General features: G+C 41.0%; 11 protein-coding genes. 3 read left to right on the top strand and 8 right to left on the bottom strand.

The window, feature by feature from the left end:
• Nucleotides 1-2 precede the first annotated feature (2 nt).
• Entirely contained in the window at nt 3-2,393 is a 2,391-nt protein-coding gene (locus GVK91_RS10870) for a glycoside hydrolase family 31 protein (RefSeq protein ID WP_235032910.1), read from the bottom strand.
• Between the two features lie 217 nt (nt 2,394-2,610).
• Entirely contained in the window at nt 2,611-3,084 is a 474-nt protein-coding gene (locus tag GVK91_RS10875) for a Dps family protein (RefSeq protein ID WP_153846887.1), read from the bottom strand.
• 339 nt (nt 3,085-3,423) lie between these two features.
• On the opposite strand from GVK91_RS10875, the gene GVK91_RS10880 reads away from it, so the two are divergent.
• On the top strand, nt 3,424-5,103 hold the full coding sequence (locus GVK91_RS10880; protein ID WP_159728673.1) for an RluA family pseudouridine synthase: 1,680 nt from the start codon (nt 3,424-3,426) through the stop codon (nt 5,101-5,103).
• 301 nt (nt 5,104-5,404) lie between these two features.
• Complete coding sequence (locus GVK91_RS10885) at nt 5,405-8,002, top strand: DUF5686 and carboxypeptidase-like regulatory domain-containing protein (RefSeq protein WP_227550239.1); 2,598 nt, start codon at nt 5,405-5,407, stop codon at nt 8,000-8,002.
• A 69-nt stretch (nt 8,003-8,071) separates the two neighbouring features.
• Here GVK91_RS10885 and GVK91_RS10890 read toward each other — a convergent pair whose 3' ends face one another.
• From GVK91_RS10890 to GVK91_RS10900, 3 genes are all read right to left on the bottom strand, one after another.
• Complete coding sequence (locus GVK91_RS10890) at nt 8,072-8,215, bottom strand: hypothetical protein (RefSeq protein ID WP_159728675.1); 144 nt, start codon at nt 8,213-8,215, stop codon at nt 8,072-8,074.
• Between the two features lie 310 nt (nt 8,216-8,525).
• On the bottom strand, nt 8,526-10,211 hold the full coding sequence (locus tag GVK91_RS10895) for a protein-disulfide reductase DsbD (RefSeq protein WP_159728677.1): 1,686 nt from the start codon (nt 10,209-10,211) through the stop codon (nt 8,526-8,528).
• Between the two features lie 99 nt (nt 10,212-10,310).
• Nucleotides 10,311-11,378: a PLP-dependent cysteine synthase family protein gene (locus tag GVK91_RS10900; protein ID WP_159728679.1), complete on the bottom strand. Its 1,068-nt coding sequence runs from the start codon at nt 11,376-11,378 to the stop codon at nt 10,311-10,313.
• A 157-nt stretch (nt 11,379-11,535) separates the two neighbouring features.
• Between GVK91_RS10900 and GVK91_RS10905 the strand changes: the two genes are divergently transcribed.
• Nucleotides 11,536-11,997 carry an Lrp/AsnC family transcriptional regulator gene (locus GVK91_RS10905; protein ID WP_088163513.1) on the top strand — a complete coding sequence of 154 codons (462 nt, stop codon included), beginning with the start codon at nt 11,536-11,538 and terminating at the stop codon, nt 11,995-11,997.
• Between the two features lie 93 nt (nt 11,998-12,090).
• Here GVK91_RS10905 and GVK91_RS10910 read toward each other — a convergent pair whose 3' ends face one another.
• The 3 genes from GVK91_RS10910 to yihA all read right to left on the bottom strand — a co-directional run bounded on the left by GVK91_RS10910 (nt 12,091) and on the right by yihA (nt 15,348).
• Nucleotides 12,091-13,767, bottom strand: a complete 1,677-nt coding sequence (locus GVK91_RS10910; protein WP_159728681.1) for a PNGase F N-terminal domain-containing protein — start codon at nt 13,765-13,767, stop codon at nt 12,091-12,093.
• Between the two features lie 80 nt (nt 13,768-13,847).
• On the bottom strand, nt 13,848-14,702 hold the full coding sequence (locus GVK91_RS10915; protein ID WP_159728683.1) for a UbiA-like polyprenyltransferase: 855 nt from the start codon (nt 14,700-14,702) through the stop codon (nt 13,848-13,850).
• Between the two features lie 16 nt (nt 14,703-14,718).
• Nucleotides 14,719-15,348 (bottom strand): ribosome biogenesis GTP-binding protein YihA/YsxC, encoded by a 630-nt coding sequence (yihA, locus tag GVK91_RS10920; RefSeq protein ID WP_159728685.1) that lies wholly within the window; start codon nt 15,346-15,348, stop codon nt 14,719-14,721.
• Nucleotides 15,349-15,448 lie beyond the last annotated feature (100 nt).

Here is a 15,448-nt window from a genome sequence, read left to right on the forward strand (position 1 = left end):
GTTTAACCTTCTATCAATATGTTATCAAATTCTCGTGCGACATTAATCCAATACCGCCCCTTTTCATCTACTTGTACTTTTGTATCAACACCATCGGTCTTCACCTTCTTCACTTGAAAAGGCAGGCCGATCAACTGTAGTTTATATTCCTCATATCGCTCCGTAAAAAGCCCATCTCTGGTTTGTTTGATCGACAAGGATTCTTTGAGCCCTGAAACCGTAAAACATTTTTCAAGATAGATATCTTGTTCATACGCAAAGGTGTCGCCATGATCTGAATACACATACGAACGGGTTACTCCTTCAGCGAAGTAAACATTGAGCTGTAGCTCCTCAATTTTCTTTTCACCAGTATATTGCATCACCGGATATTCAGGGATAACAGATCCCCCGCGAATGAAAATCGGCATTTCATCAATCGGCGTAGCGATGGTATGTTCCTTACCGCCCACGTAGATTTCATTATTGAAATAATAGAACCAAGTGCCCTCAGGTAGATAGACAATCTTGCTTTTTTGTCCTGGCTGCAATACCGGGGACACCAATATTTTATCCCCAAAACAGAATTCCTCCTCGCGTTGCCAATTGGTCGCTATATGCTGCTCGACCATGGAAATCGGACGTAATATTGGAAAACCATACTTGGTCTGCTCCCAAAAACAGGTATAGATATACGGCAACAACTTATACCGGAGTTCGATAAATTTCCGATTGATCTTTTCCCAATCCTCCCCAAAACTCCAGGGCTCGCGATCGCGGGTATCGCCGGCAGAATGCACACGCATAAAGGGCGAGAAAACGCCAAATTGCATCCATCGCGTAAATAACTCACCGTCGGGTTCGCCCGTAAATCCACCGATATCCGTTCCGCAGAAGGACATCCCCGAAGTCGATAGACGCTGTAATTGCAAGGTCCCCAACTTGAGGTGTTCCCAACTCGCCAAATTATCGCCGGTCCAAACTGAAGAATAGCGTTGTGTACCCGCATAAGCCGCTCGGGTAATGGTAAATGGGCGCTTATTTTTATACAATTTCTTTAAGCCATCATAGGTGGCTCGAACCATCTGCATGCCATAGACATTATGTGCCTTACGATGTGAACCCCGATGGCCGTCGTATTGGTGACGTACATCGTCGGGGAATGTTCCGCGGCCAAATACCGCCGGCTCATTCATATCGTTCCAGAAGCCGGCAACACCATCTTCCACAAGCCCCTGGTATAATGTGCCCCACCATTGGCGAACCTCCGGATTGGTAAAATCAGGAAATTGACAACGTCCGGGCCACACAAATCCTTCCATAAAATAATCGTCCCCTCGACGACAAAAATATTTATTTTCTTTCCCTTCCCTGAACACCCAGTAGTTCTCATCAACCTTAATACCCGGGTCGATCATCACCACGGTTTTAAAACCATCATTGGCCAAATCGCTGATCATGTTTTTAGGATTGGGGAAATACTGCTTATTCCAGGTAAAACAGCGGTACCCTTCCATGTAATCGATATCAAGGTAAATAGCATCACATGGAATCTGTCGCTTCCGAAACTCCTCAGCAACCTTCCTGACATTCGCTTCGGGATAATAGCTCCAGCGACACTGGTGGTAACCAATTGCCCACAACGGCGGCAGGTAATGCGTACCTGTCAACGTATGATAACGACGGATAACATCGATAATATGCGGACCATGGATATAATAGTACTGCAGTTCCCCGCCTTCGGACCAAAAGCTTGTTTTTCCCGGATCTTCCGCAGCGAAATCAAAATACGTTTTAAAAGTATTGTCAAAGAATATGCCGTACGCTTCACCATCTTTTAAACCAATATAAAACGGAATAGTTTTATAAAGTGGATCCTGATCGTAAGCAAAAGCATAGGTATCTGAATTCCAGTTTTTAAGTCTTTTACCTCTCAGATTCAATTTAGTGGCCTTGTCCCCAAGTCCATAAAAAGCTTCATTTTCAAAGGCCACTTTTGTGCTATAGACATAGTAACCTCCAAAATCGGGATTTTCTTCCCAGTGCATCGGTGCCAAATCAGCGTTAAACAGCTTACCTGAACGATCAGCAAAAGAAATCAAAAAGTCATTCTTATTGATCTTACAAGAAATTGTATTCGTATGAACCAGATAATGGTCAGCCTCTTCCTTGCATTGATGTATACTGACACGATGATCTTTCTTGGCCAAGGCATAAGAAAAATCCTCCAAAAAAGTTCCTTGTGGAGCCAGCCTCACCCTGACAATCTCGTCCGTGACGATCTTAATTTCTACCTTGGCTTTGCCGTCAGAAAAATAATAGGACTTATCGTTTTGATTGTGGGCTACTATGGTTTCAAGGTATTTCTTTTCAATTTTAGGTAAATCCAATACCGGATTATTCACATGATGCATACTCTCCAAAGTACCATCATTTTCCTCCTCATTTAGTGTGGTTTGATTTAGGTTGTCGTCTTCAAGCATAGTTGTAATATGTTAAAAAGTTTCTGAAGGCTTAATTCCTCTTTAAGATAGAAAATTAATCCTGCGCTGACAACAAAACACAAAAAAAAATCCCGCCTATTGGGATAGACGGAATTTTTTTCAATACCTGTGGATAAACTTCTACAGCCTACTTAATGAAATGCGCACGAAGCATCCAAGCCATCTTCTCATGCTTTTCTAATAATCCGACCAAAAAGTCCTCCGTACCATTATCCGCTGTTCCTTCAACTACGGAAAGATCGGCACGAATTGACATCGCTATAGATTCATGGTCAGCCAACAATTCCTTATAATAGGACTGACTGTCGGTTTTTTCTGAAGTAGACTCCGTTAAACGAGTCAATTTCAAATATTTATCAAAGGTACCTACCGCATAATGCCCTAAAGTACGTACACGTTCTGCGACTTCATCGATCACTTCAGCTAGTTCATCGTATTGTGATTCCAAAAATAAGTGAGCAGCATGAAAATCCGCACCTTCCACATTCCAATGCGCGTTGCGCGTTTTCATGTAGATAATGTGTTCATCTGCCAACAGCACATTTAGCAACTTTGCAACTTTTTTCAAGTCCGCATCTTTAATTCCAATTGAAGTTTTCATATGTATATTCTTTTGTTAACTATATGTTTTAAATGCTTAGTTAAATTTACCCAAAAATGCGGTAAAAACCAAATAAAAAGCCACTCAAATTCACAACAATTACCTCAACCCACTGTACCCAACCTGAATTGCATTTCGTATAGCTACAAAGAGTTTGCTATACTGAAAAAATGAAAATACCGAAGCTGCAGTGACCTTGATCTTTGTTGACCGCACTAAAACCTAGACCATTCCTTATGCACGAAACATTTTAAACAAAAATCGATCAAGCTAGTATTTAAAGTACATAATGTTGTATTTTTGCGGACATCTTTATTTTGAGGGAGCGCTGCGGACAAAATGGACAACAATACATATTTTCATCAATTCAAACAGGATATTTCAGCTATTGAACTTCCGACACGATTTACTTTCCCATTTTGCTATGAACCGCACCCCCTTGCCGTCACCGCCGCACAAGAACTCCAACACTACATCGAAACCCAAGACGATTGGTCCCACAATTTTGGCCTAGACGCCGCCGTGGAGGGACTCGCTATTGGAAAAATGTTCGGTGTTCTGGTTGTCAAAAACCAACACAATGAGCTTGGCTACCTTGCCGCTGTTTCGGGAAAACTGGCCGGGAGCAATAAACACCGGCATTTTGTACCCCCCATCTTCGATATGTTGGAAGAAAACAGTTTTTTCCTAAACGAAGAGATGCATCTCAACGCGCTGAACCGAAAAATAGAAAATCTTGAAACAAGTGAAGAGCTAGCAAATGCTCAACGTAATCTTGGTCTATTAAAAAACGGATGGGATAAATCACTCGATGAGCTAAAATCGAAATTGAGAATTCAAAAGAAGGAACGCAAAGAAACCCGTACAAAATTGAAGGTCAGTTTATCGGATGCGGAGTATGAATTATTGATGGAAGACATGCGGAGCCAGAGTTTAAAAGACAAACAACAGCTTCAACGCTTTCAATATGAAATGCATTTGGCCCTGGAGACAGAAAGTAACCATTTACACCAATTGCTATCGACGATTACTGCGCTAAAAGAGGAACGCAAAATGCGCTCGGGAAATCTTCAAAAACAGCTTTTCGAACAATATAATTTTCGCAATGCGAAAGGGCAACACAAAAATGTAGTCGGCATATTCGATGAATTTGACCGCACAACACCGCCTGCCGGATCGGGGGAATGCGCAGCGCCAAAATTGCTGCAATATGCTTATGAAAACCAGTTAACACCCCTTGCTTTGGCCGAATTTTGGTGGGGCTGCTCACCTGCATCTGAAATACGCAGGCACAAAAACTATTACCCTGCCTGCCGCAAAAAATGTGAACCAATTTTAGGGTATATGCTCGAAGGCTTAGTTGTAGATCCCAATCCCATGCAACAGGAAACGACTTTGGATATAGCACTTCCTCAAATTTATGAAGATGAGGATATTATTATCATCAACAAACCGGCTGAATTTCTGTCTGTACCGGGAATATATGTAAAGGATTCGGTCTACAACCGTATTCTCCAACGCTACCCAAAGGCAGGACCGATTATTATCCACCGCCTGGACATGTCTACATCCGGCTTGTTGGTTGTTGCCAAAAACAAAGAGGCCCATAAATTTATTCAAGATCAATTTATACAACATACCATCAAAAAAACATACATTGCTTTACTGGATGGTATTATCGAAGCCTCATCAGGTTTGATCGACCTCCCACTTCGCGTAGACCTGGACGATCGACCCCGGCAAATGGTCTGCTACACCTATGGCAAACCAGCGCAGACAAAATGGGAAAAAATTGCGATAGCGAATAATCAAACGAGGGTCAGGTTTTACCCCTTGACTGGCCGCACCCACCAGTTGCGCATGCATGCCGTACATCCAAATGGCCTAAATACACCTATCGTTGGTGATGATCTCTATGGCAGAAAAGCCAATAGATTACACCTCCACGCGGCTTCAATTACCTTTATTCATCCTCGTTCCAAGCAAGAAATGACCTTCGAAATCGAGCCAGATTTTTGATAGCGCTGACTATATCGTTACAAAAGTCAGTAAATAAAGCAACGGAAAATCATCGCCAAGTCAAAATGTAATGTAAAATTTATTGACCCAAATCAATAATTTAACATAAGAAACTAATAAACAGTTATTTATATGGGAATGTAATTCAATTACTTTCCTTTATTACATTACAATAAAATTTTAATTATTCTTAATTTTTTGTTTCCTTTGTTCACTGAATTTTTGATTTTAATACCTATAAAGTCAAAAATAAAGTAAAAACAGGAAAACAATTTTGAATTTTCAAGATTATAGCAATATAATGAGAGCTAAAATAAACGCAACAACCTTCATAACTAAACTCTTTTTTTCGATAACGCTCGTGCTAACGGTGTCCATGGCTTTTGCCCAAAACAAAACCGTAACCGGTACAGTTAGAGATGCAAAGACCAAGAATCCTATACCCTATGCAACCGTAGCCGTTGTTGGCGCCCCGGCTTCTGCTGGAACCACAACATCGACCAATGCAAATGGTGAATACAAACTTGTCTTTCCAACATCTTATGTGAAAATCAGAGCAAGCTACATTGGGTATGACAGCAAAGATGCTTTTGTTACCAATGATGCCACGCAAACAAAAGAAATTCTGATGGATCAACAGGACAACATGCTGGAAGAAGTTGTCGTCAAGGCCAAAAAGAAAAAATACAGCAACAAAGATAATCCTGCTGTCGCATTGATCCGAAAAGTCATCGAGAATAAGGAAAAAAATAGACTTTCAGGGCAACAATATGCTGAATTTGACCAATACGAGAAGATGTCTTTAGGACTAAGCAATCTTTCGGAGAAATTTGTCAATAAAAAAATATTCAAAAACTATCAATTTCTTTTTGAAACGGACGACTCGGCTAAAACAGCCAACAAATATGTTTTGCCAGCGTTCATTGAAGAAAAAATGTCTAAGGTATATTACCGTAAAGATCCAAGCAAAACCAAACAGTATATCATTGGTGACCAACGGGCACAATTTGACCCTAGATTTATTGACAACGATGGTTTGACAGCCTACTTCAATAAACTGTACGAACAAGTTGATATTTATGACAACAACATTTCATTGGTTACCAATCAGTTTTTAAGTCCGATTGCAAACTCCGCACCTACTTTTTATAAGTTTTATATTACGGATACCATTAAGACTGTACAACCTTGGTTGGTCGAATTAAGCTTCTTTCCACGCAACAAGGCAGACATGTTATTCAAAGGTCAACTGTACGTTACTTTAGACGGCAACTACGCTGTTCAAGGCGCCAATATGACTGTTGCAGATGACATTAATCTAAACTTTGTACGTGACCTTCAGATACAGCTTAAATTTGAGAAAGACAGCAAAAGTCGCTTCTACCTAAAAACAAGCACCCTGGGTATTGATTTTTCTTTAACAGAAAAAGGCATGGGAATACGCGGAAGCCGAACAGTGGATTACAATAATTACAAGGTCGGCATCCAGCAACCTGACAGTACCTATGATGGTCCGTCTACGGTTATTGCCTATAACGTCGAAAATAAGAAAGCGACAAAATCCTTATTTGAAACACAACGTCCGCTTGCCCTTGCGCAAAACGAACTGAATATCTATCATAATATTGATACATTACAAAAGATCCCTTCATTCCGTTCGTTCATGGATATCGCTGCGTTATTGCTGTCAGGATACAAACAAGCTGGCCCAGTTGAAATCGGCCCAGTCAATACATTCTATAGCTTTAATCCCGTAGAAGGTTTCCGTTTACGTGTCGGCGGACGTACGACAGAATCGTTAAGCAAGCGTTTCTATGCTGAAACTTATGCTGCCTATGGTTTTAAAGATCAAAAGTGGAAATACTTTTTCAGCGGCACCTATGCGTTCAACAACAAATCAGTCTACTCCTTCCCGATGCACTACATCAGGGCCTCTTATAAAAAGGATACGAAGATTCCGGGACAAAAACTGGAATTTATTCAGGAAGACAACTTCTTGTTATCTTTCAAACGCGGAGATAATGACCGTTACATCTATGAGACAAATTATGGCTTAGAGTATAAAAAGGAATTTTTAAATCACCTGGCTATTGGCGCTGCTTTCAATATCAACAGACAAACACCTGCTGGAAGTCTGACTTACCAGATGGTCGATGCCAACAATGAAAGTAGACTGTTCAATGAACTGAACTCGACCGAAGTGTCTGTAAATTTCAGATATGCTCCACATGAAGAGTTTTATCAAGGAAAGATTTACCGGACACCTATATTCAATCAATATCCGATCTTCACGTTCAATTATACCGCTGGAATCAAAGGATTAGCGAAGGGTGAATACAATTACCACAACTTTAATGTTGGTGCATTCAAGCGCTTTTATTTGAGTCAATTTGGCTATGCCGACGTGACCGCAGAAGGGAATTATATTGCAGGGAAAGAGATCCCATTCCCTTTCTTGACGATCCATCGTGCCAATCAGACCTATGCTTATCAATTAAATTCATACAACTTAATGAACTTCCTTGAATTTGTCAGTGATCATAATGCGTCAATAAATGTACAATACTACATGAACGGTTTTCTGTTGAATAAGATTCCGTTGATCAAAAAGCTTAAATTACGCGAAGTATTTAGTTTCAAGGGGGTATATGGTGGACTGCGTAAAGAAAACAATCCTGACGACCCGAATTATGGATCTAAGGTATTCACTTGGCAGCATAATGCAGATGGCACACAAAGCTCCTATACGTTCGGTTCAGAACCTTATATGGAAGCCAGTATCGGTCTATCCAACATCTTTAAAATATTACGTGTAGACTACGTAAAACGTCTAAATTATCTTGATCACGTCGATGCACCAGCCTGGGGTATTCGTGCACGGGTCAAATTTGACTTTTAATAGTTTCCATAAATTTATAGTATAATTTGAAGCCCTGTTCATACAAATGACAGGGCTTCTTTTTTTGCCTTATGCTTCCGCAACATCGGCACCACCACCACCACCACCACCATCGCCACCTGGAAGATAAGTAGGAAGATAAAATGGTAGTGACGGATATGAAGGCCGTGACGGCGAAAAACCTGGATTACTTGGTGGGGGTGGCACATTCACCTCAGATAAGGTTCGCGGTAAGATTCGGACCTGCTTCGGACGAGGTTCGTACCTGCTTCGGACAAGCAACAGATATTGAACAGGTGCTGTACAGTTGTTGAACAGACCCCGAACAGGAAATATCTGATCAGGGTTTGGTCAATATATGTTGCAAGATTGTCCCCGTCCGAAGCTGGTACGAACACAATACGAAGACAATATGAAGAAAGCCCCTCTGCATTAGCCCTGCAGACACAAAAAGCGATGTCTTATCAACAAAAAAATCCCCCTTGCACATAACAAGGAGGACAAAATTAGAATATGACGATGGTTAGTTTTTATGTTTAAATGCATCCACACCACTTTGCAGGAACGCCTTGTACTCTTCTACATTGTAGTTGGCACCACTCTGAGGCACCAGTTTTTTGCCCGTCGGATCAACAATTACATACAGTGGCTGTGAATTGCTATCGAATGTAGCAGCTTGAAAATCGCTATTTTTCTTACCGATTGTATTGATCTTTTTGCCGCTATATTTGGAAACAAATTGTTCATTGGCAGCCAGCTCGGTCTTATCATCCACAAAAAGTTCGGCCATAACAAACTCTTCTTTTAATAATTTGCCCACCGCTTGGTCTGTCCAAACATTCGCTTCCATTTTACGACAATTGACACAATTCCAACCCGTAAAATCTATTAAAACGGGCTTGTTTAATTCTTTAGCCGTAGCTAATGCCTGGTCGTAATCATAATAAGGATCAAATCCCTTTGGCGTGCCTCTTTCATGAAAAATTTCAGCATATTTTTTCACCTTTCCGTCTGAATGTGCAGCAGCACCAGCACTTACGCCCGAAGAAAGATCAAAGTCTTGTGTTGCCGATGGCGGTAAAAAAGCAGAAATCGATTTTAAAGGTGCTCCCCATAAACCGGGCACCATGTAGACCACAAAAGAAAAAACAACAATTGCCAAGATCGTTCTGGGAACAGATAGAAATTTCAGCTCACTGTCGTGGGAGAACTTTATCTTGCCGATCAAGTATAGACCCATCAAAGCAAAAATAGCAATCCATAGCGACAGGAACACCTCTCTATCCAACCAGTTCCAGTGGTAAGCTAAATCGACATTGGATAAAAATTTCAAAGCTAAAGCGAGTTCCAAAAACCCCAAGACTACTTTTACACTATTCAGCCAACCACCGGATTTCGGTAAGGATTTAAGCATAGAAGGAAACATGGCGAACAAACCAAAAGGAATGGCCAGGGCAATGGAGAATCCCAACATCCCAATTGCTGGACCTAATCTTTCGCCTTTCGAAGCTGCCTCAACCAATAATGTTCCAATAATCGGACCTGTACAAGAAAAGGAGACCAATGACAAGCTGAAGGCCATAAAGAACAAGCCCACTAAACCACCTTTATCCGATTTGGCATCCATTTTATTGACAAAGGAGCTTGGTAAAGTAATTTCAAATGCACCAAAAAATGAAGCCGCAAATCCAACCAACAACAAAAAGAAAATGAAGTTAAAGATGCCGTTAGTCGAAAGCGCATTGAGTGCATCAGATCCGAATGCAATCGTGATAATCATCCCCAAGGCTACATAAATCACAATAATAAATAATCCATACAACAGGGCTTTACTGATACCACTGGCACGACTCCCCGCCTGTTTGGTAAAATAACTCACTGTCAGGGGTAACATTGGAAAAATACAAGGCATCAATAATGCTGCAAAACCGCCTATAAGGCCTGCAATAAAGATACTCCACAATGATTTCTTTTCTGCCCCAGCAGCTTTTTCACCTGTTGCTACTGCCGCTACTGTGGTCTTGTTCGAGTCGGCCTTTACGGTAGCGGTATCCGGAGATTCCTCAAAAGATAGTGAATCGGGACTTATCGCACCATCCGTAAACTCAAGCCCCTCCAACTTGTTTGTTGTTGTATCCGCTTGGGCAAACATGGCCACAGGCGCTATCAGCAACATGAGAAGGATAAATAATTTGAAATTGACTTTCATTTTGTGTTATTCTTAGGTATATATTGGTTTTTGAATAAATGAAACCCGAGGAGCTAGAGACTCCCCGAGTTAACTATAAACATATGAAACTAAATCTTTTTAGGCTCCAAATACTGGATTTGCCAATCTGCAAATAGGTTGAAAACCCGAAAAATCAACGTCTGTAGAAAGATATCCTTCTTTTACCGGCTCGTCTTTCACCAAATCAGTACTTAGGTATTTTTTGTTATCATCACAAAGTAGCGTCACCACGACAGCTTCATCACCCAGCTCCTGTTGTAATTTAATCGCCCCGATTACATTTGCTCCGGAAGAGATACCAACAGCCAATCCCAATTGACGTGACAGCTTCTGCGCCATGATAATGGAGTCGCCATCATTTGCACAAACGACTGTATCGAGTTCATCTAAATCCACAATAGCAGGAATAAATTCATCAGATATTCCCTGAATACGGTGTGAACCTACTTTATGTCCTGTAGTCAAGGTTGGACTTTCTGCCGGTTCCAGTGGATGTACACGGACATTTGGGTTTACCTTTCTTAAGCTTCTCCCCACACCCACTACCGTACCACCAGTTCCCACACCAGCAACAAAAGCATCAGCTACTAAGCCCTGTTCTTCCAGTTGCTTTACAATCTCGTAACCTGTAGTTTTCTCATGCGCTTCGGCATTATATTGATTCTCAAATTGCCGTGGAAGAAAAACACCGCCCTTTGCAGCAAGCTCCTCACTTAAACGAATACTTCCTAAAAATCCACCTTCTTCTTTGCTTATCAACTGAATATCGGCTCCCATACTTCGAATAATATCGGTACGCTCCTTGCTCAGCCAGTTGGGCATAATAATCTTTACTTGATGACCAAGCGCTTTACCGATTGCTGAAAAAGCAATCCCCGTGTTTCCACTTGTAGCTTCAATAACAACATCACTTGGGCGGATCTGACAATTCATATACGCTTTATATAAAATATAAAGAGCCATCCTATCCTTAATGCTACCGGTCAGATTGTAGTTCTCACATTTTACGAAAATTCGTCCGGGTTTACCTTTGTATGTATACTGTAGTTCCAACATCGGTGTATTTCCGACTAATCGCCACAGATGTTTAAATCTCTTGTCCAATGCAGGTGACAAACACGCACTTAATAATTCTTGTTCAGCCATTTCTTATAAATGATTATTCTGTTGCAAAATTGGCCATTGACAAGATAATATTCAACACATGACTATAATTTCAATAAAAATTAAATTAAAAGACATAAAAACCAATAAATAATTCAGAACAATAGCGTATTTTTACAGCTGTACCGAAAATATTCAAATTATGGAATTGGATGAAATAGATGTAAAATTATTGCGTCTCCTACAGCAAGATGCCTCAATGAGTAATAAAGCGCTATCCTTTGAACTCAACAAATCTATTGCAGCTGTTCATGAACGTGTTAGAAAGCTAAAGCGGTTGGGTTACATCAAAAAAACGGTGGCAATTTTGGACCGCCACAAAATAGGCATTGGGTTAATTTCATTTTCCCAGGTTTTTCTCAAGGCGCATACGTTTGAGGTGTTGAATGAATTCGAAAAAGAGGTGGCTAAATTTCCCGAGGTTATGGAATGCTACCAAATGGCAGGCTCTTACGACTTTATGTTACGTATAGCAACCAAAGATATGGATGCTTATCATATTTTTCTGCGGCATCGACTGGCTGTATTACCTCAAGTAAACACCGTACAGACCTACTTTGTATTATCGGAGACAAAAAGCGAGACGGCTTATCCCCTTTAATCTTTGTCTTAAAAACGAGAGAATATCTAAAACGAGAGAAGATTGCTGCCATGTGCGATAACACTATTGCACATGACAACAATGAAAAAATAATTAATCGAATAACAAGGTACCCGTCACATTCCAGCTACTGAAACTTGTTCCTTCAGGCGCTCCCTGTGGGATCTGTACCTGCATCGTATGGTCTCCAGCTTTTAAATCCCCCAGATCAATATAGATCGGTGGTGTTACTGTACCCGGACACCAATTGGAGCGACTCAGATCGGATGAAGACAGCCCTGTAGCAAAATTACCTGAAGCTGGGTTCGACAAACGATACGAACCGCAATCATTGCGCCAAGGGGTGTATTTAAAGAGCAATGAATCGTTTAGGAAAATGCGGTTTTCTTTAGGCACAAATTCATCACCGTTACCCCAGCCTCCATGCCCTGTGGTAATGTAGCGTAATTGCACGTTTTTAGCATCCTGGTCCAAATGAAATGAAACAGTAAGGCCTTTCTCCTTATCAAACATAGATCCGTACTCCTGACCGCCCATTTCCATTACATTGGTCGTCGTAAACAAAGACATCGTCTTTTTCAGGCTGCCTTTTGACTCGGCATCGAAGCCCGGATGTATCGTCAGCTCAACACTAACCTCATGTCCATTTTTATCATAGTTGCCAATGAAGGCGCCCACATACACCTCCTGCTCGCTCAACATACCTGCCAATTCGGTTACGTCCTGACGGTACAGCACCGAGTCTTGCCAAACCTTATCCTTTAACTGAAGATAGTTAAACTGCTTAACACCAAAAGGTGTAAAGAAACGCATCAATTCAACAATAGGCTCAAAGGATGCTGTTTTTACAACCCCTTGATAGGCTTTACCATTGCCATTTTCATACTTAGGAAGGGTACCCATACCATTTTTCATACCATCCAAAAAGCTCTGCGCTTTGTTGGTCGGGATGATAAAAACTGATCCAGTGCGATCATAGGCATCACCTTTCGATTGTTCGACCAACTGCACAAATACATTGTCGCTTGTCTTTATTTTTGGGATTTTCACCTTTTTTACCAAAACTGTCCCATTAGCAAAACGCAAAATAGAATCCGACTTTACATCGCCCGAAAAACGTATGCTCTCCTTCCGAAAAACAGGTATTTGGATAAAACGATTCTTCCAGATAAGATCTTTATAGGAAAGTTCATCGTAAGGTTTTTCATTTCCTTTTAGCTTCAGTTGATCCGGTATAGTCTTTACCTTTTCTACTTTGGTGGCAAAAGTCCGTGTATTCCCATTGCGGATTACCTCGAGCACCAGACCAAGGTCCTGACCAAGTTCCGTGGGTGCACCTTTTATCCCTAATTTATCGGTATACCAAACTTCTATTTTATTGGAATTGATGCTCGTCTCCACTTTTTTACAGGGATAGCCCAAGATTGTTTTAGTCTCGTTTGTGGCGTTAAATTTTTGCTTCGAAAGCGCGAGCGAATCTTTGGTTAGAATGATTGACCCGTCTTTGAGTTTAGCAATTTTAAGTAAGGAATTGCCTCCAGCACGCTCCACCACAACCCGTTCGTATGGCGGCGCCAACTGTCCGTTCATTTCTTTCGCCGAACTAACAAAAGTCTCCTTTTCATTGGCATAGACTAGAATGGCATTTTGATTGGCAGCTGTATTCCCATTGAAACTTTGATTATATTGAATGACATAATTCGACAGCTTTTGCGCCTGCGAAGACAATGACAAACATAAAATAGACGTAAAAAGAATACTTTTCTTCATAGCATGTGTATTGGTTTAGATGCAAAAATAAGAAAGGCTTTAGGAATTCCTAAAGCCTTTCTTATTTTATGCTAAAACGTTTATTTGATCAACCAGATATCCAAGAGGTAGAATACCGCAAAAATCACCGAGGCATAACCATTGGTTGTCATAAAGTCGCGATTGACCCGACTTAAATTAGTCGATGAAAACAGGGTATGCTGGTAAATCAGCAATGCCCCGTAAAAGGCCACACCTAAATAATAAATCCAACCTACCGGCATCAAAAATGCTGGTATTAAAATAAATATAAAAGAAAGCACATGCAGGCATTCCGAAACGCGCATAGCTCCTTTCGTTCCTAACCACACGGGTATCGAATTAAGATGATTTGCCCGATCAAAGGCTTCGTCCTGCAAAGCGTAAATAATATCAAAGCCACTAACCCAGGTCAACACGGCGAAACCATAAAGCACTGGAACGGTCGCAAATTGCCCTGTAATAACCATATATGCACCTATTGGAGCCAATCCCAGCCCTGCTCCCAATACAAGATGACATAAGGGCGTTATGCGCTTTGTATAGGAGTAAAAAAGCACAACAAAAAGTGCAATGGGCGACAACATAAAGCAAAGAGAATTGATAAAATACGTCGCAGCAATAAAAATCAGACAATTTACCAGCGTAAAAACCAACGCATTTTTAGCGGAAATTTTTCCAGCAGGAATATCACGCATGGCCGTCCTTGGATTAATGGCGTCAATATCTCTATCCAGATAACGATTGAATGCCATGGCAGCATTACGGGCCGTCACCATACACACGAGCATCAAAACCAATAATTTCCACGAAAAGGCATAATCCGTTGTGTGCAATGCCAAAAAGAAGCCGATAAAGGCAAATGGTAATGCAAATACACTATGAGCAAATAAAACTAAGGACAAGTATTTTTTCATCTGAACTTAAAATCTGCTAAAACTGTTCGTTTCCGTTGAGTTCAGGGCGAACAAATCGGCCATTAACTTCATTGATAGCTTCTAAAATAGGTTCATGGCCCATTTTCTTCTCCGCTGACGTTAGGAAAATCGGTGGCACCTCCTCAAACCATTGGAGCAATGATTTTTTAAATTTCGCAATATTCGCGTCGGATTTGACAGTCGATTGCTTATCGGCCTTGGTGAAAACCAACATAAATGGTAAACCGCATTCGCCCAACCAACAGCAAAAATCAAGATCAATCTTTTGTGGTTCATGACGGCTATCCACCAACACAAAAACACATTGCAAATTGTCCCGATGGGTAAGATACCGACGGATGAACTTTTCCCATTCATTACGACTTGTTTTAGAGGCTTTAGCAAAACCATAACCTGGCAAATCCACCAAATACCATGTATCGTCGATGACAAAATGATTGATCAACTGAGTCTTACCAGGCTTTTGGGAGGTCTTGGCAAGTCCTTTCTTGTTGGTCATTGCATTGATCAACGATGATTTACCGACATTTGAACGTCCGATAAACGCATACTCCGGCAAATTGGGTGCAGGTAATTTGTCAACTCTCGTGTTACTACACACGAATTCGGCTTTTTTCACTTCCATGGAACAAAGGTACGTTAAATGAATCCCTTTGACAAGATTTGTACCCCTTCTATTCCATAAAAAAGCTTCACTTCCGATTTTATGGGCAGGATAATAAAAT

The organism is Sphingobacterium sp. 18053 (assembly GCF_902706145.1).
In the GTDB taxonomy this organism is placed as follows: Bacteria; Bacteroidota; Bacteroidia; order Sphingobacteriales; family Sphingobacteriaceae; genus Sphingobacterium; species Sphingobacterium paramultivorum.

What these genes read in the sequence shown, in the direction of transcription:
- GVK91_RS10870 (WP_235032910.1), bottom strand. Translation starts at nt 2,393, where the DNA reads ATGCATCATGTGAATAATCCGGTATTGGATTTACCTAAAATTGAAAAG.
- GVK91_RS10875 (WP_153846887.1), bottom strand. Translation starts at nt 3,084, where the DNA reads ATGAAAACTTCAATTGGAATTAAAGATGCGGACTTGAAAAAAGTTGCA.
- GVK91_RS10880 (WP_159728673.1), top strand. Translation starts at nt 3,424, where the DNA reads ATGGACAACAATACATATTTTCATCAATTCAAACAGGATATTTCAGCT.
- GVK91_RS10885 (WP_227550239.1), top strand. Translation starts at nt 5,405, where the DNA reads ATGAGAGCTAAAATAAACGCAACAACCTTCATAACTAAACTCTTTTTT.
- GVK91_RS10895 (WP_159728677.1), bottom strand. Translation starts at nt 10,211, where the DNA reads ATGAAAGTCAATTTCAAATTATTTATCCTTCTCATGTTGCTGATAGCG.
- GVK91_RS10900 (WP_159728679.1), bottom strand. Translation starts at nt 11,378, where the DNA reads ATGGCTGAACAAGAATTATTAAGTGCGTGTTTGTCACCTGCATTGGAC.
- GVK91_RS10910 (WP_159728681.1), bottom strand. Translation starts at nt 13,767, where the DNA reads ATGAAGAAAAGTATTCTTTTTACGTCTATTTTATGTTTGTCATTGTCT.
- GVK91_RS10915 (WP_159728683.1), bottom strand. Translation starts at nt 14,702, where the DNA reads ATGAAAAAATACTTGTCCTTAGTTTTATTTGCTCATAGTGTATTTGCA.
- yihA (WP_159728685.1), bottom strand. Translation starts at nt 15,348, where the DNA reads ATGGAAGTGAAAAAAGCCGAATTCGTGTGTAGTAACACGAGAGTTGAC.